The sequence below is a fragment of the Silvimonas soli genome (assembly GCF_030035605.1).
Classification (GTDB): Bacteria; Pseudomonadota; Gammaproteobacteria; order Burkholderiales; family Chitinibacteraceae; genus Silvimonas; species Silvimonas soli.
Map to the genome: position 1 here is coordinate 3,689,114 of NZ_CP106736.1, position 21,281 is coordinate 3,710,394.

18 protein-coding genes are annotated in these 21,281 nt (G+C 57.0%); 11 read left to right on the forward strand and 7 right to left on the reverse strand.

Annotated elements, in window-relative coordinates; translation table 11 throughout:
- The first annotated feature begins 37 nt into the window (after positions 1 to 37).
- The 7 genes from N7220_RS16910 (at position 38) to N7220_RS16940 (ending at position 10,029) form a co-directional block, all read left to right on the forward strand.
- The gene (locus N7220_RS16910; protein WP_283148694.1) at positions 38 to 1,525 is read left to right on the forward strand and encodes an efflux transporter outer membrane subunit; all 1,488 of its coding nucleotides are present in this window, start codon (positions 38 to 40) and stop codon (positions 1,523 to 1,525) included.
- A 168-nt stretch (positions 1,526 to 1,693) separates the two neighbouring features.
- Positions 1,694 to 2,827 (forward strand): efflux RND transporter periplasmic adaptor subunit, encoded by a 1,134-nt coding sequence (locus tag N7220_RS16915; protein WP_283148695.1) that lies wholly within the window; start codon positions 1,694 to 1,696, stop codon positions 2,825 to 2,827.
- A 144-nt stretch (positions 2,828 to 2,971) separates the two neighbouring features.
- Positions 2,972 to 6,082 (forward strand): efflux RND transporter permease subunit, encoded by a 3,111-nt coding sequence (locus tag N7220_RS16920; RefSeq protein WP_283148696.1) that lies wholly within the window; start codon positions 2,972 to 2,974, stop codon positions 6,080 to 6,082.
- Positions 6,083 to 6,223: 141 nt separating this feature from the next.
- A complete protein-coding gene (locus tag N7220_RS16925) occupies positions 6,224 to 6,466 on the forward strand; it encodes a DUF6868 family protein (RefSeq protein ID WP_283148697.1) in 243 nt (80 codons plus the stop codon).
- 4 nt (positions 6,467 to 6,470) lie between these two features.
- Complete coding sequence (locus N7220_RS16930; RefSeq protein ID WP_283148698.1) at positions 6,471 to 7,325, forward strand: alpha/beta hydrolase; 855 nt, start codon at positions 6,471 to 6,473, stop codon at positions 7,323 to 7,325.
- 302 nt (positions 7,326 to 7,627) lie between these two features.
- Positions 7,628 to 8,356, forward strand: a complete 729-nt coding sequence (locus N7220_RS16935) for a glutathione peroxidase (RefSeq protein WP_283148699.1) — start codon at positions 7,628 to 7,630, stop codon at positions 8,354 to 8,356.
- 254 nt (positions 8,357 to 8,610) lie between these two features.
- On the forward strand, positions 8,611 to 10,029 hold the full coding sequence (locus tag N7220_RS16940; RefSeq protein WP_283148700.1) for a dihydrolipoyl dehydrogenase: 1,419 nt from the start codon (positions 8,611 to 8,613) through the stop codon (positions 10,027 to 10,029).
- On the opposite strand, the gene N7220_RS16945 is transcribed toward N7220_RS16940, so the two are convergent.
- The gene (locus N7220_RS16945) at positions 10,026 to 10,235 is read right to left on the reverse strand and encodes a hypothetical protein (protein WP_283148701.1); all 210 of its coding nucleotides are present in this window, start codon (positions 10,233 to 10,235) and stop codon (positions 10,026 to 10,028) included. The two genes, N7220_RS16940 and N7220_RS16945, sit on opposite strands and share 4 nt — an antisense overlap.
- A 42-nt stretch (positions 10,236 to 10,277) precedes the next feature.
- On the opposite strand from N7220_RS16945, the gene N7220_RS16950 reads away from it, so the two are divergent.
- The 3 genes from N7220_RS16950 (at position 10,278) to N7220_RS16960 (ending at position 14,984) form a co-directional block, all read left to right on the forward strand.
- On the forward strand, positions 10,278 to 10,469 hold the full coding sequence (locus N7220_RS16950; protein ID WP_283148702.1) for a hypothetical protein: 192 nt from the start codon (positions 10,278 to 10,280) through the stop codon (positions 10,467 to 10,469).
- Positions 10,470 to 10,697: 228 nt separating this feature from the next.
- Positions 10,698 to 13,064: a penicillin-binding protein 1A gene (locus tag N7220_RS16955; RefSeq protein WP_283148703.1), complete on the forward strand. Its 2,367-nt coding sequence runs from the start codon at positions 10,698 to 10,700 to the stop codon at positions 13,062 to 13,064.
- Between the two features lie 309 nt (positions 13,065 to 13,373).
- On the forward strand, positions 13,374 to 14,984 hold the full coding sequence (locus tag N7220_RS16960; protein WP_283148704.1) for a methyl-accepting chemotaxis protein: 1,611 nt from the start codon (positions 13,374 to 13,376) through the stop codon (positions 14,982 to 14,984).
- 97 nt (positions 14,985 to 15,081) lie between these two features.
- On the opposite strand, the gene N7220_RS16965 is transcribed toward N7220_RS16960, so the two are convergent.
- Entirely contained in the window at positions 15,082 to 15,387 is a 306-nt protein-coding gene (locus tag N7220_RS16965) for a high-potential iron-sulfur protein (RefSeq protein WP_283148705.1), read from the reverse strand.
- 92 nt (positions 15,388 to 15,479) lie between these two features.
- Positions 15,480 to 16,019 carry a methyltransferase family protein gene (locus tag N7220_RS16970; protein ID WP_283148706.1) on the reverse strand — a complete coding sequence of 180 codons (540 nt, stop codon included), beginning with the start codon at positions 16,017 to 16,019 and terminating at the stop codon, positions 15,480 to 15,482.
- A 256-nt stretch (positions 16,020 to 16,275) separates the two neighbouring features.
- Between N7220_RS16970 and N7220_RS16975 the strand changes: the two genes are divergently transcribed.
- Positions 16,276 to 17,286 carry a transporter gene (locus N7220_RS16975; RefSeq protein ID WP_283148707.1) on the forward strand — a complete coding sequence of 337 codons (1,011 nt, stop codon included), beginning with the start codon at positions 16,276 to 16,278 and terminating at the stop codon, positions 17,284 to 17,286.
- A 9-nt stretch (positions 17,287 to 17,295) separates the two neighbouring features.
- Here N7220_RS16975 and N7220_RS16980 read toward each other — a convergent pair whose 3' ends face one another.
- The 4 genes from N7220_RS16980 to N7220_RS16995 form a co-directional block, all read right to left on the reverse strand.
- A complete protein-coding gene (locus tag N7220_RS16980; protein ID WP_283148708.1) occupies positions 17,296 to 17,646 on the reverse strand; it encodes a DUF3147 family protein in 351 nt (116 codons plus the stop codon).
- A 38-nt stretch (positions 17,647 to 17,684) separates the two neighbouring features.
- A complete protein-coding gene (locus N7220_RS16985) occupies positions 17,685 to 18,170 on the reverse strand; it encodes an arsinothricin resistance N-acetyltransferase ArsN1 family B (RefSeq protein ID WP_283148709.1) in 486 nt (161 codons plus the stop codon).
- A gap of 337 nt (positions 18,171 to 18,507) precedes the next feature.
- Entirely contained in the window at positions 18,508 to 20,049 is a 1,542-nt protein-coding gene (locus N7220_RS16990; RefSeq protein WP_283148710.1) for a DHA2 family efflux MFS transporter permease subunit, read from the reverse strand.
- 15 nt (positions 20,050 to 20,064) lie between these two features.
- The gene (locus N7220_RS16995) at positions 20,065 to 21,249 is read right to left on the reverse strand and encodes an HlyD/EmrA/EmrK family protein (RefSeq protein ID WP_283148711.1); all 1,185 of its coding nucleotides are present in this window, start codon (positions 21,247 to 21,249) and stop codon (positions 20,065 to 20,067) included.
- Between the last annotated feature and the right edge of the window lie 32 nt (positions 21,250 to 21,281).

A 21,281-nucleotide genomic window follows, 5' to 3' on the forward strand; every position in this document is an offset into this window, starting at 1 on the left:
CTGCGGTTGAGCTGATCGCTATTTCGGGATAGTAAAGATGCGTGTTGTGCCTCGCCGATTTCTCATCGTTCCCCTTGTCGCACTGATCGCCGGTTGTGCGGTTGGTCCTGACTTCAAATCGCCGGATGCCCCGGCCAATAAAGCTTATACAGAACAGCCCATTCCTGGCCAGACCGTCAGCGCAGATACCGTTGAAGGCGCTTCGCAGCGTTTTGTAAACGGCCAGTTGCAGCCAGACTGGTGGACGTTGTTTGGTTCTGACACGCTCAATAGCCTGGTGGCTGAGGGTCTGGCGCATAGCCCGACGCTGGCCGCTGCCCAAGGCACGCTGCGTCAGGCTCAGGAAAACTATAATGCCCAGTATGGTACAACCGTCTTCCCACAAGTTGACGGCTCGCTGGGGGCTACGCGTAACAAAATCAGTGCCGGTTCATCGCAGGCTGGCGATCAGTCGCTGATTTTTAACCTATACAACGCTTCGGTAGATGTGTCTTACACGCTGGACTTGTTTGGCGGGAATCGTCGCCAGCTGGAAGCGTATTCCGCGCAAGTGGGTTATCAGCAATATCAAGTGGAAGCTGCGCGTTTGACGCTCGCTGCCAACATTGTGACCGCTGCGGTCACCGAAGCTTCGTTGCGCAAGCAAGTGGATGTAACCACCGAACTGATCAAGTTGCAGCAGAACCAGCTGGACATTCTGCAAAAGCAATTCAAGCTGGGTGCCGTTTCGCAGGCCGATGTTTCTACGCAAGAAACGCAGGTAGCGACGATCAAGGCCTCGCTGCCAGATCTGAACAAGGCACTCGCGCAAGCGCGCACGCAACTGGCAGTGCTGCTTGGCCGCACACCGGATAACGGTACGCCGCCGCTGAAACTGGAAGACCTGAAGCTGCCAACTGATCTGCCGGTGAGTTTGCCGTCAGAACTGGTGCGCTCGCGTCCGGACATCCAGGCTTCGGAAGCTTTGGTCCATGCAGCTACCGCCCAAGTGGGTGTCGCTACGGCCAATCTGTATCCGAAGATCACACTGACCGGCTCGCTGGGTATCAGCTCGCAAAACTGGAATAACGTGAGCTTTGGTAACGATGGCTTGTGGAGCATCGGGGCAGGGCTGGTACAGCCGTTGTTCCATGGCGGTTCACTGCGGGCACAGAAACGTGCAGCAGAAGCCGGGATGGATGTCGCGCTGGCGCAATACCAGCAAGTGGTGCTGACCGCGTTCAAGAACGTGTCGGACAGCTTGCAGGCGCTGGATCAGGACGCATTGGCGTTGCAGGCACGGGTTGATGCTGCCAATGCCGCCAAGCGTTCGCTCGATTTCACCCAGGCGCGCTTCAAACTGGGTGCCACCTCGTTTGCTTCGTTGTTGATCTCGCAACTGCAATATCAACAAACCCAGCTGAACCTGTGGCAAGCCAACGCTTCGCGTTTGAATGACACCGCTGCGCTGTTCCAGTCCATTGGCGGCGGAGTCACGAAAGAAGCTACTGCAGCGGCCAGCGCGCCAGCGGCTGCGGGCGGCTGAAAACACAACTGCAGTACCGCAACGCCAGAACACAAAACGCGGATTTTGTTTGACTGAGCGAGCCACAAATCCGTTCTGACTGCCAATGGACCCGATCAGCACAACTGTCCGGGTCCGGCATTTGAAGAATCCGTAATCGCAGTACCCAAGCCTTCGGGGAGAGTTTGTATGGCCAAGCGCATGATTATCATGCTGATTGCTGTTGGGGTGATTTTTGGGGGCATTTTCGGCTTCCAGGTCTTCAAGGGCATCATGATCAAGAAGTACCTGAGCGGTAACAAAGCGCCGCCAGTCACCGTAACCGCTACCCATATCAGCACCCAGCCCTGGCAGCCTACGCTGTCGGCAGTGGGTACTTTGCGTGCTGTGCGTGGCGTGGATCTGTCCAGCGAAGTCGCTGGCCAGGTGCGCGACGTACTGCTGCAATCGGGCGCCTTTGTGAAAGCTGGCCAGCCGCTGGTCAAGCTCAATGACGATACTGAAGTGGCGCAGCTCAAGTCGCTGCAGGCTGCGGCTGATCTGTCGGCAACCACCCTCAAGCGCGACAAAGCCCAGCTGGATGTTCAAGCCGTGGCGCAAGCCGTGGTGGATTCCGATCAGGCCGACCTGAACAGCAAGAATGCGCTGGTCGCTCAGCAACAAGCCGTGATCGCCAAGAAAGTGATCCGCGCGCCATTCGCTGGCAAGGTCGGTATCAGCACGGTTAATCCGGGTCAGTACATCAATCCGGGCGACAAGCTGGCAACGTTGCAAACGGTTGATCCGATCCTGGTTGACTTCCTGGTGCCGCAACAAGCGCTGACCCAGTTGAAGATTGGCCAGTCGATTGCAGTCAAGAGTGACGCTAATCCAAAGTCTGCCTACACCGGCAAGATCACCGCGATTGATGCCAAGGTGGACCCGTCCACCCGCAACATTCAGGTCGAAGCTTCGGTCAGCAACCCCAAGGGTGATTTGCTGGCAGGCATGTTTGCCACCGTGCAGGTCTCCACACAAGAGCCGATCAAGTATCTGACGCTGCCGCAAACCGCAGTCAGCTTCAATCCGTACGGCGAAGTGGTGTATCTGATTTCGGAAACAGGCAAAGATGCCAAGGGCAATCCTGAGCTGACCGTGAAGCAAACCTTTGTTAACGCTGGCCAGACCCGCGGCGACCAGGTAGCGATCACGTCCGGTCTGAAAGAAGGTGACTACGTGGTTACCAGCGGCCAGCACAAGTTGAAGAACGGCAGCACCGTGATCATCAACAACAAGCAACAGCCGTCGGATAACCCGAACCCGCTGGTTGGCAACGAAGACTGATGCGTTGCCTGCGGTAAACGGTCGATCAGACTAGTCAGACGATAAGTACGACCTGGAATGGCGAGCCCACAATGCGCGTCGTTCCAGGGCTAGAAAGGCACTCTGCTTGCCCCGGCGGCAAGCGGATACACAGAGGTTAGCCAGATGCGCTTTACCGATATTTTCATACGCCGGCCCGTGCTGGCGACCACGCTCTCCCTGCTGATTCTGGTGCTGGGTTTGCGTTCGCTGGATTTGCTGCCGATTCGGCAGTATCCCAAGACGGAAAACGCGGTTATTAATGTTTCCACCACCTACACCGGGGCTGACCCGGAACTGGTGGCGGGCTTTATTACGACACCGCTGGAAAACTCCATCGCCCAGGCCGAGGGCATTGATTACATGACCTCGACCAGCACGCAGGGTAGCTCGGCCATTACGGCCAACCTGCGGCTGAACTACGACGGCAACAAGGCGCTGACCGAAATCACCTCCAAGGTGAATGCGGTGCTGAACCAGTTGCCGCAAGGCTCGCAACAGCCGGTGATCTCGATCTCGGTGGGTGACACCATTGACTCGATGTATATCGGCTTTTACAGCAAGGCTTTGCCGCCCAACAAGATTACCGACTACCTGATTCGCGTGGTGCAGCCAAAACTGCAAGCCGTGGATGGGGTGCAACAGGCGGAAATTCTGGGTGAGCGCCGCTTTGCCATGCGCGTGTGGATGGATCCGAAAAAGCTGGCCGCCTATGGCGTGACGGCTGCGGATGTGTCGGCCGCCTTGCAAGCGAATAACTTCATCTCGGCGGTCGGTCGTACTGACGGCAACATGGTGACGGTCAACTTGACCGCGGATACCGGGCTGCATTCGGCTGATGAATTCAACAACCTGATCGTCAAGCAAAAAGCCGGTGCGATTGTGCGGTTGTCAGACGTCGCGAATGTCTCGCTGGGTTCGGAAGACTACAACACGCAAGTGGGTTTTGACGGCGTACAAGCGGTGTATGTCGGTATCAAGGTGGCGCCTAACGCCAACTTGCTGACCGTGATCGACAACGTGCGCAAGACCATGCCGGAAGTCCAGGCGCAATTGCCGGAAGGGCTGCAGGGCACCATCGTTTATGACGCGACCAAGTATGTGAACAGCGCCATTCACGAAGTGATCTGGACGCTGGGTGAAGCGCTGTTGATCGTGACCGTGGTGATCTTCTTGTTCCTGGGGTCATTCCGCTCGGTGATCATCCCGGTGATCGCGATGCCGCTGTCGCTGATCGGCGCGTTCATGATCATGCTGGCGCTGGGTTACACCATCAACTTGCTGACCTTGCTGGCGCTGGTGCTGGCGATTGGTCTGGTGGTGGATGACGCGATTATTGTGGTGGAAAACGTCCACCGCCATATCGAGGAAGGCTTGACACCGTTCCAGGCGGCCATTCGTGGTGCGCGCGAACTGGCTGGCCCGATTATCGCCATCTCGGTGGTGCTGATTGCGGTGTACGTACCAATCGGCTTTATGGGTGGCCTGACCGGTTCGCTGTTTACCGAGTTCGCCTTTACCCTGGCCGGTGCCGTGGGCGTATCCGCGATTATCGCGCTGACCTTGTCGCCGATGATGACCGCCAAGTTCCTGCGTTCGCCGGACCCGGAACATCCGGAAAAACTGGCGAAGTGGCTGGACAAGCAGTTTGATAAATTGCGTGGCCGCTATGAGCGCTCGTTAAGTGGTTCGCTGAATTACCTGCCGGTGGTGGGCGTGTTCGCGCTGATCATTCTGGTGAGCATTTACTTCCTGTTCATCACCTCCAAGAGCGAACTGGCACCGCAAGAAGATCAGGGTATTGTCATTACCATGAGTACCGGTGCGCCGAACGCTTCGCTCAAGCAAAGCGAGATCGATGCCCGTCAGGTCTTCAACATCTTCAAGACCTTCCCGGAAACCGATCATGTGTTCCAGTTGACCGGTGTGTCGGGCCTGAACTCGAGCATTGGCGGTATGGTGCTCAAGCCTTGGGATGAGCGCAAAACCACTGCCGACAAGATTCAGCCGCAGGTTCAGCAAAAGCTGGGTGAAATCGCCGGTACGCAAGCTGCGGCCTTCCAGCCGCCGCCGTTGCCGGGCGGTGGTGGTGGTCTGCCGGTGCAGTTCGTGATCAACACCACGAACGACTACCAGCAACTGAACGAAGTCGCTCAGGACATGATGGCCAAGGCGCGAGCCAGCGGCGTGTTCATCTACATGGACGTCGACCTGAAGTACGACAAGCCACAAACCCAAATCACCTTTGATCGTGACAAGGCCTCGCAACTGGGTCTCTCGATGAAAGATCTGGGCGATTCACTGGGTGCCGCATTGGGCGGTGGCTATGTGAACTACTTCAGTCTGGCGGGTCGTTCGTACAAGGTGATTCCGCAGGTCGGCCGTGAAGATCGTCTGAATCCGAACCAATTGCTGGACTACCACATCACCACCGGCACGGGCGATACCATCCCACTGTCGACGGTGGCCAAGGTCAAGACCACGGTGATTCCGCAACAATTGAATCACTTCCAGCAAATGAACTCGGCGACTATCTCTGGCGTGCCTTTCCCGGGCGTTACGGTGGGTCAGGTGATCAGCACGCTGCAAGGCATTGCCAAAGACACGCTGCCGCAGGGTTACACCATTGATTACGGTGGCCAGTCTCGTCAGTTTGTGCAGGAAAGCAGTGCGCTGATCGTGACCTTCGTGTTCGCGCTGATCATCATTTTCCTGGCGCTCGCGGCGCAGTTTGAAAGCTTCCGCGATCCGCTGATCGTGATGGTGTCGGTGCCGATGTCGATTTGCGGTGCGATGATCTTTGTTTCGCTGGGTCTGGGTGGCGCCAGTCTGAATATCTACTCGGAAGTGGGTCTAGTGACGCTGATCGGCCTGATTTCCAAGCACGGTATTCTGATTGTTGAGTTCGCCAACCAGCAGCAAAAACTGGGCCACAGCAAGCGTAAAGCCATTGAAGACGCCGCCGGTATTCGTCTGCGGCCGATTCTGATGACCACCGCCGCCATGGTGCTGGGTGTGATGCCGCTGATTACATCTTCTGGCGCTGGTGCATTGGGCCGCTACAACATGGGTCTGGTGATTGCCACCGGTATCTCGATCGGTACGCTGTTCACCTTGTACGTGGTGCCAGCGATGTACATGATGCTGGCCGCTGACCACAACGCCTCGGTGCATGAAGAAGAAGATGCACAGATCAAGGCGCTGGATGACGGCACCGTTGGTGAAAGCGCGCACTGATAGCTCCATGACACGGCTTGAAGCAGCCTCTGCTTCAACGTGAAAACAAAACCCCGGCCTTGGTGCCGGGGTTTTGTTTTGCGCGACGCCTTGTCGCCTGTGCTAGTTTTATAAGTTGAATCAACCTGCTACGAGGTGTGTATGGCAGCCATGGCCTGGCGTGATCTGCTGCTGTGGACAGCATTGGTCAACTATCTGCTGTTGCTGACCTGGTTTGTCCTGGCGCTGCTAACCAGGGCGACGCTGGGCCCGTGGTGCGCCCGGCTTTTTGGCGTGACTCAGGCGCAATACAACCAGATCAATTTCGGCGGCATTGTGCTGTACAAACTGGCCATCGTGTTTTTTCTGCTTAGCCCGGCAATTGTGTTGTCGGTGAAAGGCTAACGCCATGCGCGCGCCGGTCCCGCCCCGCCCAACGCCGGTGAGTCTGCATTTGCAAGACTTCCCGTTGCCGCGCGCCCAGCGTGCGGTACTGATCGTGCATGGTCTGGGCGAGCATATGGGGCGCTACCAGCATATGGCCGACTGGTTTAACCAGCGCGGCTACTCGGTGCGCGGCTACGACCACTACGGCCACGGCCACAGCCCGGGCCCGCGTGGCTCGATTACCGACAACAATATGTTGCTGGATGATCTACGCACCCAGTTTCACGATTACCAGTCCGAACTAGGCTATTCGCCCATCTTGCTGGGGCACAGCATGGGCGGACTGGTGGCGGCAGCGGCGGTCACCACCGGCTGGGTGCAGCCACGAGCGCTGGTGCTAAGTTCGCCCGCCTTACGCACCTGGATTTCCCCCTCGGTACAACTGCTGGCCCATGTGCTGGCGCTGACGGTGCCGGACATTCCACTGTGGCAGCGTTTGCCCAATCACAAGCTTTCGCACGATCCGCAAGTCACCCCGACTTTTCTGGCTGACCCGTTGCGCCATGGCCGCATGACCCCACGCCTGGCGTACTTCTTGATGCGTGGTGGCAGAGAGGTGCTGGCCAAAGCCGCATGTTTGCAAATACCGACTTTGTTGCTGGTGGCTGGCGAAGATGAACTGGTCGACCCCTCCGGCAGCCGGGACTTCGCCGCCGCCGCACCGCCCAGCCTGGTCACGCTGCATGAGTTTCCCGGGCTCTATCACGAACTATTCAATGAAGCTGAACCCGCCCGCAGCGAAGTGCTGAACGAATTGGCGATCTGGCTCAAGTCGCTAGAAACCCGCTACCCCGCACGCATGGTGGCCAGTCGTTAAACCTCGCGCAGTGTTTACCGCCGTGACGGCGGTGGGCACATGAATGGGCTGCAAGTTGCCGTGTATTCAAGCGAGTATTCACACCTTTCCGTGTTGTTTGTGCAGGCACTTTTGACAGTCTGCCACTGTCTTTCTATGGGTTCTAAATAGTTTCGCTCTGTTGACGACGCAATTTCGATTGATATAAATAATCTATTGATTTGTTTGTAACAATAAATTGGATCAATCGTTTGGACGTCGGCATACTTCGTTCATCGCATCAAGCAACACCCAGCCAATAACCCCCCAAAGGAGTTTGAACCATGCAAAACCGTGAAGGCCAACGCGTCCCCAACGTCACTTTCCGCGTCCGTGAAAACAATGCCTGGAAGAACGTCACCACTGACGATCTGTTTGCGGGCAAAACGGTTGTCGTGTTCTCGCTGCCAGGCGCATTTACCCCAACGTGTTCGTCCAGCCACCTGCCGCGCTACAACGAACTGACTCCGGTTCTGAAGAAACACGGCGTCGATAGCGTGCTGTGTGTTTCGGTGAACGACACCTTCGTGATGAACGAATGGGCCGCTGATCAGGAAGCCGGCAACATCGTTATGGTGCCAGACGGCAACGGTGAATTCACCGAAGGCATGGGCCAACTGGTCGACAAATCCGACCTTGGCTTTGGCAAGCGCAGCTGGCGCTACTCCATGCTGGTGAAAGACGGCGTGGTGCAAAAGATGTTTATCGAGCCAGAGAAAGAAGGCGATCCGTTTGAAGTGTCCGATGCCGACACCATGCTCGACTTTGTCGCCCCAAGCGCCAAGAAGCCAGACCAGGTTGTGGTGTTCAGCAAGGTCGGTTGCTCGTTCTGCGCCACTGCCAAGCGTCAATTGACTGAAGCCGGTTACGACTTCATTGAAGTGCCGCTGGACAACAAAGTGCGCGGCAAGGTACTGGGCGCACTGTCCGGCAAGATGACTGCCCCGCAAGTATTTGTGAACGGCAAGCTGATTGGCGGTGCGGAAGAAGTAGCCAAGTTCGTTGGCAAATAAGAAATCGCAAACAAAACCCTGCAGGCTGCGTCGCCCTCACTTGCCGTACTAATTGTACTGTCTGCGTTTCGCGCGCCTTGCCTGCACCGCTTCGCTGGGTTTTGTTAGTGATTTCGTTAGTTCTAAAAAGGGCGGATGAAAGTCCGCCCGGTTCGCAGTTTGCGGACCTGAATGCATCGCAGCGTTCAAGCAGCAAAAGCGGTGTATTCAGGTCCGTTGATTGATCCAGACTAATCATAAAAAAGGGGCTATTCATGACCACACTCAAAACCATCACCACCGATGTTGCAGTTATTGGCGCAGGCACGGCTGGCCTGGCGGCTTACCGCGCAGCCAAAGCCAATGGCAAGCAAGTGATCATGATCGAAGGTGGCCCTTATGGCACAACCTGTGCCCGCGTGGGCTGCATGCCCTCCAAACTGCTGATCGCCGCCGCCGAGGCCGCACATGAATTGCGTCACACCGCGCCGTTTGGCGTACATGTTGATGGTGAAATCCGCATTGATCGGCGTGAAGTGATGGACCGCGTAAAACGCGAACGTGATCGCTTTGTCGGCTTTGTGGTCAACAGCGTCGATGGCATCCCGGCGCAAGACAAACTCGCTGGTTTCGCCCGCTTTGTGGATAACACTACATTGCAAGTTGGCTTTGATGGTGGCGAGCAAGTTTTGGTCAAAGCCTCCCGCGTGGTCATCGCGACGGGTTCCAGCCCAGCGATTCCAGAACCGTTCAAAGTGTTTGGTGACCGGCTGGTAGTGAATGATGACGTTTTCAGCTGGGACACATTGCCGCAAAGCGTGGCGGTATTCGGCCCCGGTGTAATCGGTCTGGAACTGGGCCAGGCACTGTCGCGTCTTGGCGTGAAGGTCCGCTTGTTTGGTTTGCGCGGCGGGGTCGGCCCGCTGAGCGACCCACAGATTCGCGATTACGCCAAGGCTGCGTTCAAACAAGAATTCTATTTTGATCCGGATGCCGAAATCATCAGCATGGCGCGTGATGGCGACGAGGCTGTCATCACCTTCCGAAATTTGCAGGGAGAAGTGGTAACTGAGCGCTTTGAATACGTACTGGCCGCAACCGGTCGCACGCCAAATGTACGCAATATGGGCCTGGAAGATATCGGTCTGGAACTGGACGAGCGCGGCATCCCCAAGTTTGACGCCGACACGTTGCAATGTGGCCAGTCGCCCATCTTTATCGCCGGAGATGCCAACAACTTCCTGCCGCTGCTGCATGAAGCGGCGGACCAAGGCAAAACTGCGGGTACCAACGCGGCGACTTACCCGGTGGTGCAAGCCGGTTTGCGCCGGGCCATGATTGCGGTGGTGTTCTCGGACCCGCAAATCGCCATTGTTGGCAAACGCTTTGCGGATCTGCAGCCCGGTACGTTTGTGACCGGTGAGGTCAGCTTTGAAGATCAGGGCCGCAGCCGTGTCATGCTCAAGAACCGGGGCCTGATGCACGTTTATGCCGATAAAGTCAGCGGCAAGTTCCTCGGCGCAGAGTGGATCGGCCCGCGTGCCGAAAACATCGCCCACTTGCTGAGCTGGGCCGTACAGCAAGACATGGCGATTGCGCAGATGCTGGATATGCCGTTTTACCACCCGGTAGTAGAAGAGGGCGTGCGCACCGCACTGCGTGATGCCGCAGCCGCGCTGGCACAAGCCGCTTAAGTTACGGTGCGCCGGGTTTTCCGGTTATGTAGCTCCACTTCAATAAACAGGCTCCCCGATGGGAGCCTGTTTTTGTTTGCTGGCGGGCGATTATGCCGCGCGCCTGCCGCCAATCCGCTCATGATGACAGCATAAATTGTCCGGTCCATGCTGACAGCAGCACCAGAGCAAGACTGATCCTGTGGCGAACGCAGCACGCGGATCATGAAGGTTTGCTCCGGGTGAGCTGATCCGAAGAGGAGAGCATCATGTTCGTTCCTTCGCGTTCCGTGAATTTGCTGGTTGCCGCCTCCGTACTTGGTGGCATGGCGGGGTTGTATGCTGAAAAAGACTGGATCGACAATCCGCGCTCACGCTTGCCGGATGTAGAGCGTCCGTTCTCTGATCCGCTTGATGCCGATTTACTGCCTTTGCTGGCGGATGGGCCGCTTTGGCATTAAGCACAAACCCAATACGTCAAATACCGCCCAAATACTTCTGACCGACGCTTCCCAAGTGCGGCGCGACTGTGGCCGCGCGTGGCGCACATGCCCGATCGATTAAAAATCAGGGTTTTGCTGCCGAGTGCAGCACTCGCCAAGTGTCAGACATCACCCTGGCATTACAACTGAGACCCGTCCCCGGTATCATCTGGGCCTTCGCTTGTAAAAGGCCTACCGGATCAACCCATGGTTTCCGTTCAGAACAAGAAAAACCCGCTGCGTGCGGCGCGCGGCAGTATTTTGCTGTTTTTGCTGGGCCTGCTGGCCGCACTGGCTGTACTGGCCGTGCTTGGGGTCGCCTACGTCGTGCTGTTGATGGGCCCTAAATTGCCCGATCTGGATGCGCTGACCAACTTCCAGCCTAAAGTGCCGTTGCGGGTTTACACCGAAGATCACGTACTGATTGGTGAGTTCGGTGAAGAACGCCGTAGCCTGGTCAAGTTTCAGGACATTCCCGATGTCATGAAAAAGGCCGTGCTGGCCATTGAGGACTACCGCTTTTACCAACATGGTGGCGTGGACTTCATGGGTATTGCCCGTGCCGGTGTGGCTGACGTCATGCACGGTGGCGCGGCGCAGGGCGCCAGTACCATCACCATGCAGGTGGCCCGTAATTTCTTCCTCTCCCGCGATAAAACTTACTCGCGCAAGATTTACGAAATGCTGCTGGCGTACAAGATCGAAGCTGCGCTCAGCAAAGACCAGATTCTTGAGTTGTACATGAACCAGATTTTCCTGGGTCAACGTGCGTACGGCTTTGCCAGTGCCGCGCGCGTGTATTTTGGCAAAGACCTCAAGGACATCTCGCTGCCTGAAGCCGCCATGTTGGCCGGTCTGCCCAAGGCACCGTCCGCTTATAACCCGGTGGTAAACCCCAAGCGCGCCAAGATTCGCCAGGAATACATCCTCAAGCGCATGTACGAACTGCAGTACATCACCAAAGACCAGTATGACGAGGCGGTCAAAGCGCCAATTCACGTGGTGGAAAGTGGCGGCCAGTTTGCGGTACACGGCGAGTACATTGCCGAAATGGTGCGCCAGACCCTGTACGGCCAGTACAAGGAAGATGCTTATACCAAGGGCTTTAGCGTCACCACCACGGTGAACTCGGTCGATCAGACCGCTGCCTACAAAGCGGTGCGTAGCGGGGTGATGGATTACGACCGTCGCCACGGCTATCGCGGCCCGGAAGGCACAATGGAGCTGCCGCTCGATGCCGATGCCCAGCAAGACGCCATTGACGACACACTCAATCAGCATCCGGACAACGATGAACTGCTGGCTGCGGTTGTGATCAGCGCCAATGCCAAGGAAGTCGTGGCGGTGCCCTCCGACGGCGAACGCGTAACGATTACTGGCGATGGCTTGAAGTTTGCCGCCAACTCGCTCAAGGCAAGCGCCAAGAATCCGATTCGCGCCGGTTCGGTTATCCGCATTACCCAGGATGCCAAGGGCAATTGGCAGATTTCGCAAATGCCGCAAGTCGAAGGCGCATTGATTGCGTTGGCGCCAGACAACGGTGCAATCAAGGCACTCGTTGGCGGCTTTGAGGCCGATGGCAGCAAGTTCAACCATGTCACGCAGGCGTGGCGCCAACCAGGTTCCACCTTCAAGCCGTTCATTTATTCGGCGGCGCTGGAGAAGGGCGTCGGCCCGGCCACGCTGGTCAACGACGCCTCGTTCACCTTGCCACCGGCCACGCCGGATCAGGAAGCCTGGTCGCCCAAGGATGATGACCAACCGGAAGGCCCGATTACGTTGCGTCGCGGTTTGCAGAAATCCAAGAATCTGGTGGCAGTGCGTACGCTCAATTTCATTGGTCCGGTTTACGCCCAGCAATACATCACGCGCTTTGGTTTTGATGCGGCCAAAAACCCGGCTTACCTGCCGATGGCGCTGGGTGCCGGTGCGGTCACGCCACTACAACTGGCCAATGGTTATGCGGTGTTTGCCAATGGCGGCTTTCGGGTTAATCCGTGGCTGATCTCCGAAGTGCGTGACGCCCGTGGCAATGTGCTGTCCAAAGCCAAGCCAGTGGTGGCCAGTAAAGACGCACCGCGGGTGATTGATGCCCGTAACGCGTATGTCATGGATAGCCTGCTGCAAACCGTGGCGCAACGCGGCACCGGCGCGGGCTCCAATGTACTGGGCCGGAGCGACCTTGCTGGCAAAACCGGTACCACCAACGATGCGGTAGATGGCTGGTTTGCTGGTTATCAACACACGCTGGTAGCCGTCACGTGGCTGGGGTACGACCAGCCCAAGAGCCTGGGTAGCCGTGAATTTGGCGCGCAACTGGCCTTGCCATTGTGGGTCTCGTTCATGGGTAAAGCGCTGCAAGGTGTGCCGCAATATCAAATGACACAGCCGGATAACCTGCTGACCATTGATGGCGAGCTTTATTTTGACAACATGACGCCGGGCAATGGTTTTGTGGCCGGGATCGATTTGGGCGCGGGCGACGCGGCTGATCCAGACCAGCCAACAGCCAGCGCGCCAACAGCGGACGAGATTTCCGACAAACAAAAAGTAATCGACATGTTCAAGAATTGATCTCTTCAATAATTGATGGGTCTAATTAATTTTTTAATTGTTTTCGTTATTTGAAAGCTAATCAGAAAAAAAGCATGCAAGCGTTTCGCTTCATGCTTTTTTTTCGTGAAAAATACCGTTTGTCAGATAAAAGCTGATGTCCTAAAGAAGCGTAAGTCCTTGCCGATATGAAGATTATTCCAGTTGAGACATTGAGTTCGATGCTGGGTTAATTGATTAACCATATTTGCTTTGCGGTTATGATGATGGAATATTACTGAGGCGGAATTGAACCCGCCCATGTTTTAACTCACCGGGTAATACACTGCCATGTCCATCGGAAAGCGTCTTCTTCTTCTCATCGGTTTTTTCATTGCGGGTCTGGTGTTCATTCTGGCCGTGGGTATCTGGCAGCTGGGGAAAATGGACGACCGCGTTGTCCAGCTGAATAAAGATGTGGTGCCCAGTATTCTGGCAATTAAAAACGCGTCTGAAAATTATCAGCGGATGCGGGTTTCGCTATTTCGCCACTTGGTAGTCAAAACCGCTGAAGAAAAAACCAGCCTTGCGCAGAAAATTGCCGGACAGGATCAACAGATCAAAGAAGAACTGGAAAGCTATAAATCATTGATTTCCGACGACCAGGATAAAACACTGCTGGATGCGGATATCGCTGCGTATAACGCCTATCTGGTCCTCCAGAAAAACATGCTGGATGCTTCCAGTGGCAGTACGCCTGAGCAGGGTATTGCGCTGATGATGTCTTCGTATAACGATCAATTGAAAGTAACCGACGCTTTTGCCGCACATGCCAAATATAACAATGACCTGGGTAACAAGGCGCGAGATGCGGCTCAGGCCACTTACAGCTCCGCTTTATATTTGCTGATTGGTCTGGGTGTTCTTGTGTTGGTGGGCGCGGTCATATTCAGCGTGCTGATTTACCGTTCCGTAACTACACCACTGGCCGCCATGCGCAATGGCATTGAAGCCGTGGAAAGCCGCCTGGATTTCCGTAACCGGGTTAACGGATCTGGCCGTGACGAAGTGGGCGTCACCATCCGCGCATTCAACAAGCTGCAAGACAAAGTGCAGAACAGCCTCAAGCAACTGCGAGGTGCCAGCACCAGCGTGGCGGGCTCCGCCACGCAATTGTCGGATGCCAGCGAACAGGTGGCCAAAGCCGCAGCCGCACAAAGCGAAGCGACCGCCAGCATGGCAGCTTCGATTGAAGAAATGACGGTCAGCATCACCCATGTTTCTGATCGGGCAGGCGAGGCACAGCATTTGGCCGACGAATCGGGCAAGCTGGTCAAAACCGGTCGCACCATCATTGGCCGCACTGCGGACGAAATCAACCGCATTGCCGACGGTGTGGGCGTGGCCGCAGAACGGCTGACCCAGCTAGAACAACAAACCCAGCAGATTTCCTCTGTGGTCCGGGTGATTCGCGACGTGGCAGATCAAACCAATTTGCTGGCGCTGAACGCTGCCATTGAAGCCGCACGTGCTGGCGAAACCGGCCGGGGCTTTGCGGTGGTGGCCGATGAAGTACGCAAACTGGCAGAACGTACAGCCCAATCCACTGCGGAAATCAGCAAGATAATTGAATCGGTCGGAGAAAGCGCCCAACGCACGGTCGCCGGCATGAATGAGGCGGTCGAGCTGGTGCATTCGGGCGTGGCGCAAGCGGGTGAGGCGCGGACGGTGATCGAGCAAATTGGCGAGCATGCGGGGCGCACGGTGGATATGGTGTCGGATATCTCCGCTGCCTTGCGCGAGCAATCGCAGGCCAGTTCCAACATTGCGCAACAAGTCGAACGCATTGCGCAGATGACTGACGAAAACAGTGCCATCGCTGGTAACACCAGTGAAGCAGCTCGTAACCTGGGGCGTCTGGCTGAAGAAATGGAAAAAGAAACCGCGCAGTATCAGCTCTGATCCTGAGTGGCGATGTGCGAAAAAAAGCAGCCTGTTGGCTGCTTTTTTAATTTATTGGCGTCCGTCCCGGCTCATCAGGGCTGACGCGGTGGCGTGACTACATCACATACTGGTTACACCAGCCGCCGCCTTGCACCAGCTTGCCTTTGATCAAGCTACAGGAGCCGGTCGGGCCACCATCCGGTGAGTTATAGAGTTCACAGGTATCGCAACGCTGCCCGCTGGCCCAGCTCGGGTTTTTGGCTTTGTCGACCGTCGTGGCATCGGCCACATACGCCAGCTTGATCGCTTCCGGGTCTGTTTCTGCCAGCAATGGGTCCTGCGCATGGGCGTGGCGCGCCAGCATGACCGCGACGCCAGCGGCGGGCAGGGTTTTCAGCAAAAAGTCTCGACGGCTGCTCATGCGTAGTTTCTCCAGATGGCCCAGATGGTTCTGGCCGATAGATGTCATTCAAACGCGCGAGCAGGCATTGCGCTGACCGTGCTCAGAGCGATTTACCAGATGCCTGGCAACATGCGCGCCGTGTGATTGCTGTAATCAGACCACGTGCTGCCAAAAATCTGCCTGAGCGCTGCATCCTCATGCCGGGCTTTCCACATGAAGGCCACCAGCACCAGCACCACTATCCACAGCGCTTGCCAGCCATGTGCCAGGGCCGTGCCAGCAAAGGCCACAACAAAGAAACTGTAGAAAGGATGACGGATGCGCCGGTACAGCCCGCAGGTAATCAGCGGCTGCGGATCAGGCAGGCCAGCGGGCGCGGTCCATGCGGCCCCCAGCATGCGCCGGGCCCGGTACATGCCCGCCAGCCCCACAACCAGCAGCAGCAGCGATAACACCTGCTCCAGCGTGCTGTTGCTGGGGTCGTATTGATTGAGCAGCACAAAGCCACCAAAAATCAGCAGCACTTGCACCAGCCACGCCCAGGCATGTTGCGGGGTTTGCCCTTGCTTGATGCCGCCAGCAAAAAAGATCCACCAGATGGCCCAGACCAGCCAGCCAAGGCCGTGCCAGGCAAGAATATGCTCGAACATGACTCCTCCGTCCCACCGGCTGCCGCGTGTTGTGCATGTGTAGTCCATGCGCGTCGGTCAGCCTTGTTTTGCTATTTGTTGTGTAAATGGCTGTTTGAATGCAAATGGTGCCGGGGCAAATTATGGGCTCGCTCCATGACAACGGCAATGGCCCTGCAGTACGGTAATGACCTTGCAACAAGACTGTCATGAAGACCAGCTAGCGTAGGCAGTTTATGCAACGTGCATTGTTGCGCTATCCAAGGGGAGCGGGTGTGTGGAGATAGGTCATTTCGGCGGTTACGGGGCTGACGCTAGCGGCCTGGTGTGCGGTTTTTTGTTCAGTCCGGCCGGTGTCAGCGCGCTGACCTCGGATGCCGCCAAAGACTGGCTGGCGCAACCGGCGCCGCCAGACCAGTTCATCTGGCTGCATTTCAACATAGCGCAGGCCGCCACCGCGCGCTGGATGGATGAGCATCTGCCGCTGCCCGAAGCCTTTCATCAATCGTTAAGCATGGCCAGTCGTTCTTCGCGGGTTGAGCTGGAAGGGGAGTCGTTATTGGCGGTGCTCAATGATGTGTTGTTTGAGTTTTCGTTTGACGCCGCCGAGATATCCACCCTGTGGCTGTGTCTGGATTGCCGCATGGTTATCAGCGCCCGCACCAAGCCGCTGCGCTCAATCGACCGCTTGCGCGAGGCGGTGCGCGGTGGTGTCAATCTGCGCTCGCCGGTGGATTTGCTGGTGCGTTTGCTGAGTTTGCAGGCCAGTGTGCTGGAGCAGATCGTGCGCGATTCGGCGCAGGAGGTTGATCGCATTGAAGACCGCTTGCTGGCAGATCGACTGGAGCGCCGTCGGGTCAACTTGGGCAGCTTGCGACGTGTGCTGGTCCGCCTGCAACGTTTGCTGGCACCTGAACCCGCCGCACTGTTTCGCTTGCTGAGTCGGCCGCCCAAGTGGATTGCCGAGGCCGATGTCAACGAGTTGCGCCAATCCACCGAAGAGTTCGCCGCTGTGCTGACCGATCTGGCCGCGCTGCACGAGCGAATCAAACTCTTGCAGGAAGAAATTGCCGCACATATCAACGAGCAAGATAACCGCAGCTTGTTCGTGCTGACTATCGTGACCGTGCTGGCATTGCCCTTCAATATCATCGCCGGTCTGCTGGGGATGAACGTAGGCGGCATCCCGTTTGCCCAGCATGCCAACGGCTTCTGGATTGTGGTGGGCGTAGTGGCAACGGTGACCGGTACTGCCGGTTGGTACGCCTGGCGCAAATGGCGGGAGTGAGGCGCCAGCTCAGATCAAGGCTACGCCAAAGCGGCGCATGACCAGCGCAAACAAGCCAAAGCAAACAATCGTGAAGACAGCGCTGCCAGCCATGGCTGGCCAGAAGCCAAACCGGGCAAATAGCCACGGAAACAACAAGAACATCGGCAGCGTCGGCAACACGTACCAGAAGGTATACCAGGCATGATTGGCAATCTTGCTGGCAGGTTGCCTTTCGAAATACAGCCAGCACAAGGTCAGCAGCGTGACCAGCGGCAGGGATGCGATGAGCGCTCCCAGCTTGTCGCTGCGTTTGGCTATTTCGGACACGGCCACCACCACTGCGGCGGTGACCAGATATTTGATGATGAGATAAGGCATCGGGTTACCACGTGGCACTGGCTTGGGGTTTGGCGGAATTACAGCAATACCTGCCAGAAACCGGCATCCAGCCATTGTTCAAATTTGCGGCCGACTTCGTTAAAGTGCGCCACTTTGCGAAATCCGCAACGCTCATGAAATGCCACGCTGGCCGGATTGGGCAATGCAATGCAGCCAATGACTGCATGAAACTGGCGCGCGCGCAGTTCATCCAGCAGCGCGGTATATAGCGGCGTACCAATCCCGCCTTTAAGCGAATCGGCACGCAGATAAATGGTGCTTTCCACCGTGTGACGATACGCCGGGCGACCGCGCCAGACCGTGCCATAGGCGTAACCCACCACGCCAGACTCGGTTTCAGCTACCAGCCATGGATAGTGTGCGATTACATCGTTAATGCGTTTTTGCATATCGGCCGCGGCGACCGGGTGTTGCTCGAAGCTGATGGCGGTATTGACGACGTAATAGTTGTAGATATCGCAGATGGCTTGGGCGTCAGACGGTTGGACAGGGCGGATTTGCATGGGCGGTGAGTCGGTAAAGACCTGGTCGTGGATACAAGGTGTGACAGTACCCGGTTTGGGAGGAGGTTAGAAGTGGGGTTACGGAGAAGGGATATGACGGAGACGGCTTTGCTGCTGGGCTGCAACGCCAACAGTTTGCATCGTTGCCTGGATTCGCGCAGCAAGCCGGGGCGCGATATTGTCAAAATCAAATGCCGGTTATCCGTTGATACGTTGCCCCCGGATTCCCGCTAGCGCTCCATCCGGGCTACAGGCACTGGTTTATGCACGCCAACCTGATACTCGCAAAACAAAAAAGACCCTCAAGAGGATCTTTTTTGTTGGCACACAGTAAATATCAATGCCCGCCCGCCGCTGCCGCACTGGCGCCGCCACCTTTGGGAGCAAAGGGTGGTTTGGCAAAGAACACGACCGCAATCAGCGCCAGGAACAGCACGCCCAGCATGTTGAAGTAGTCGATGGTCGACATCATTAGCGCTTGCGATTGCACCATTTGTTCGATCATGACCGCAGTGCGCTGCAAACTGCCGTGGCCGAGCGAGGTCACCGCTTGCTGCGTAGCCGGGTCGTAGACCGAGATATGCTCGGTGAGCCGCGCATGGTGTTCAATTGCCCGTTCCTGCCAGATCCACGTCGTGAGCGATGCCGCAAAGCTGCCGCCCAAGGTACGCAGGAAGGTCGCCAGACCAGAGCCCGCCGAAATTTCATGCGGATGCAGGTCAGACAGCACAATCGATAGCACTGGCATGAAGTAGAAAGCCACACCAAGGCCCATCAGCAACTGCGCCAGCGCCACGGTCTGGAAGTCCACATCGATGGTGAAGCTGGCTCGCATGAACGAGGTGGCCGCCAGGATGATGAAGGAGAACGAGGCCAGTATGCGCAGATCAAAACGCGGCGCGTATTTGCCCACGAACGGCGTCAATATCACCGGCAATATCCCGATAGGCGCCGTCGCCAGACCTGCCCACACCGAGGTGTAGTGCAACTGCGTTTGCAGCCACAGTGGCAACAGCAAGCTCATGCCGAAGAACCCGGCATAACCTAGCGTCAGCGTCACCGTACCTGCCGCAAAGTTGCGGTGGCGGAACAAGCGCAGGTTCACGATCGGGTCGCTGTCGGTCATTTCCCAGATCAGGAAGATAGTCAACGCCACGGCAGCAATGATCGCCAGCACCACGATGAACGGCGAACCAAACCAGTCCAGATCGTTACCCTTGTCGAGCAGCACCTGCAGTGCGCCCACGCCAACGATCAGTGTGATCAGGCCAACGTAGTCCATCTTCGGGCGTTCGAGTTTTTCTGGACGGCCCTTCATCTGGCCGGCGACAACCCAGGAAGCAAAGATACCGATCGGCACGTTGATAAAGAAAATCCACGGCCACGAATAATTATCGGTAATCCAGCCGCCCAGAATCGGCCCTGCAATCGGCGCCACCACCGTAATCATCGCCAATAGCGCGAGTGCTTGCCCTCGCTTGTTGGCGGGGTAGATGGAGATCAGTAGCGATTGGGTGATCGGGTACATCGGCCCGGCTACCGCGCCTTGCAGCGCCCGGAAACCCACCAGCATGCCCATGCTTTGCGCCACGCCGCACAGCAGCGAAGCCAGCGAGAACAGGATGGTGGCCCAGATAAACAGTTTGGTTTCGCCATAACGCCGCACCAGCCAGCCGGTCAGCGGCAGTGCAATGGCGTTGCTGACCGCAAACGAGGTGATGACCCACGCGCTTTGGTCCGAGCTCACACCCAGATTACCGGCGATGGTTGGCAGCGAGACATTGGCGATGGTTGTGTCGAGCACCTGCATAAAGGTGGCCAGGCACAGGCCAATGGTCGCCAGCCCTAAATTGGGCGGGCGAAATGAGGGCTGACTCATTGTGTTTTTCCCGCCTTACTTCTTGGCCTGGCCGGAAGCCAGGTTGGCATGGATGGTGTCCTTGATCAGTTCATCGGCAGCGTTCAGTTGCTGCTTGTAAACGTCGGTCGTGAACAGCGGGTGCGTGGCAGCGGTTTGCGACAACGAGGCGCCAGACTGGTCATGCAGGCCAACGTCGGCACTCATCGACAGCCCGATACGCAGCGGGTTGGCCGCCACTTCTTTCGGGTCCAGCGTGATGCGTACCGGAATACGCTGCACGATCTTGATCCAGTTGCCGGTGGCGTTTTGCGCCGGAATCAAACTGAACGCGCTGCCAGTACCAACGCCCAGGCTATCAACCTTGCCGTGGTATTCCACGCTGCTGCCGTACAAATCGGCCTTGAGCGTTACCGGCTGGCCAATACGCATGTGGCGCAGCTGGGTTTCCTTGAAGTTGGCTTCAACCCATACTTGTTCCAGCGGGACCACGGCCATCAGTGGCGTGCCTTGCTGCACGCGTTGGCCCACTTGCACCGCACGTTGGGCAACATAACCAGTGACTGGCGCGACCATGGTGGTGCGCACGTCATCCAGATAGGCAGAACGCAGCTTGGCGGCGGCAGCTTGCACGTCCGGGTGGGATGCCACAACGGTGTCCTCAACCAGCACTTTGCTGCTGGTCAGTTGGCCTTGATACGAAGCCACCGCGCTTTGGGCTGCAGCCAATGCATCGCGAGCGTGCGCCAGTTCTTCAGCAGAGATAGCGCCGGTTTTGACCAGTTGCTGGCGACGATCAAAGTCGGCCTTGGCTTTATCCAGTGCAGTTTGCTGGGCGGCCACTTCGGCTTGCAGGCTGTTCACGTTGCTGAACAGGCCCCGTACTTTACGCACGGTGCTGGCCAGGTTGGCCTTGGCTTGCTCCAGACCAACATGCGCATCGCTTGGGTCCAGCTGTACCAGCGTTTGGCCAGCTTTTACCAGCGCGCCATTGTCGGCGCCAATGCTGACTACCGTGCCAGGGATTTGCGGGGTGATTTGCACCACGTTGCCTTGGACGTAGGCATCGTCAGTGTCTTCGTTCCAGCGGCCTACGGTGACATACCAGACGGCCCAGGCCAGGATGGCGAGGACAAAAATGGCAAAAGCCAGGCGCAACAGAAATTTGCGGCGGGAAGGGCGCTGCGGGGCGGCAGCAGCGGCGTTGTTTTCGGTGCTCATGCTCGTCTATTCCTTGATGTCTCGATTCTTGA

What these genes read in the sequence shown, in the direction of transcription:
- N7220_RS16995 (WP_283148711.1), bottom strand. Translation starts at nt 21,249, where the DNA reads ATGAGCACCGAAAACAACGCCGCTGCTGCCGCCCCGCAGCGCCCTTCC.
- N7220_RS16965 (WP_283148705.1), bottom strand. Translation starts at nt 15,387, where the DNA reads ATGAGCAGCCGTCGAGACTTTTTGCTGAAAACCCTGCCCGCCGCTGGC.
- N7220_RS16955 (WP_283148703.1), top strand. Translation starts at nt 10,698, where the DNA reads ATGGTTTCCGTTCAGAACAAGAAAAACCCGCTGCGTGCGGCGCGCGGC.
- N7220_RS16985 (WP_283148709.1), bottom strand. Translation starts at nt 18,170, where the DNA reads ATGCAAATCCGCCCTGTCCAACCGTCTGACGCCCAAGCCATCTGCGAT.
- N7220_RS16990 (WP_283148710.1), bottom strand. Translation starts at nt 20,049, where the DNA reads ATGAGTCAGCCCTCATTTCGCCCGCCCAATTTAGGGCTGGCGACCATT.
- N7220_RS16920 (WP_283148696.1), top strand. Translation starts at nt 2,972, where the DNA reads ATGCGCTTTACCGATATTTTCATACGCCGGCCCGTGCTGGCGACCACG.
- N7220_RS16950 (WP_283148702.1), top strand. Translation starts at nt 10,278, where the DNA reads ATGTTCGTTCCTTCGCGTTCCGTGAATTTGCTGGTTGCCGCCTCCGTA.
- N7220_RS16915 (WP_283148695.1), top strand. Translation starts at nt 1,694, where the DNA reads ATGGCCAAGCGCATGATTATCATGCTGATTGCTGTTGGGGTGATTTTT.
- N7220_RS16970 (WP_283148706.1), bottom strand. Translation starts at nt 16,019, where the DNA reads ATGTTCGAGCATATTCTTGCCTGGCACGGCCTTGGCTGGCTGGTCTGG.
- N7220_RS16930 (WP_283148698.1), top strand. Translation starts at nt 6,471, where the DNA reads ATGCGCGCGCCGGTCCCGCCCCGCCCAACGCCGGTGAGTCTGCATTTG.
- N7220_RS16935 (WP_283148699.1), top strand. Translation starts at nt 7,628, where the DNA reads ATGCAAAACCGTGAAGGCCAACGCGTCCCCAACGTCACTTTCCGCGTC.
- N7220_RS16960 (WP_283148704.1), top strand. Translation starts at nt 13,374, where the DNA reads ATGTCCATCGGAAAGCGTCTTCTTCTTCTCATCGGTTTTTTCATTGCG.
- N7220_RS16945 (WP_283148701.1), bottom strand. Translation starts at nt 10,235, where the DNA reads ATGATCCGCGTGCTGCGTTCGCCACAGGATCAGTCTTGCTCTGGTGCT.
- N7220_RS16940 (WP_283148700.1), top strand. Translation starts at nt 8,611, where the DNA reads ATGACCACACTCAAAACCATCACCACCGATGTTGCAGTTATTGGCGCA.
- N7220_RS16980 (WP_283148708.1), bottom strand. Translation starts at nt 17,646, where the DNA reads ATGCCTTATCTCATCATCAAATATCTGGTCACCGCCGCAGTGGTGGTG.
- N7220_RS16925 (WP_283148697.1), top strand. Translation starts at nt 6,224, where the DNA reads ATGGCAGCCATGGCCTGGCGTGATCTGCTGCTGTGGACAGCATTGGTC.
- N7220_RS16910 (WP_283148694.1), top strand. Translation starts at nt 38, where the DNA reads ATGCGTGTTGTGCCTCGCCGATTTCTCATCGTTCCCCTTGTCGCACTG.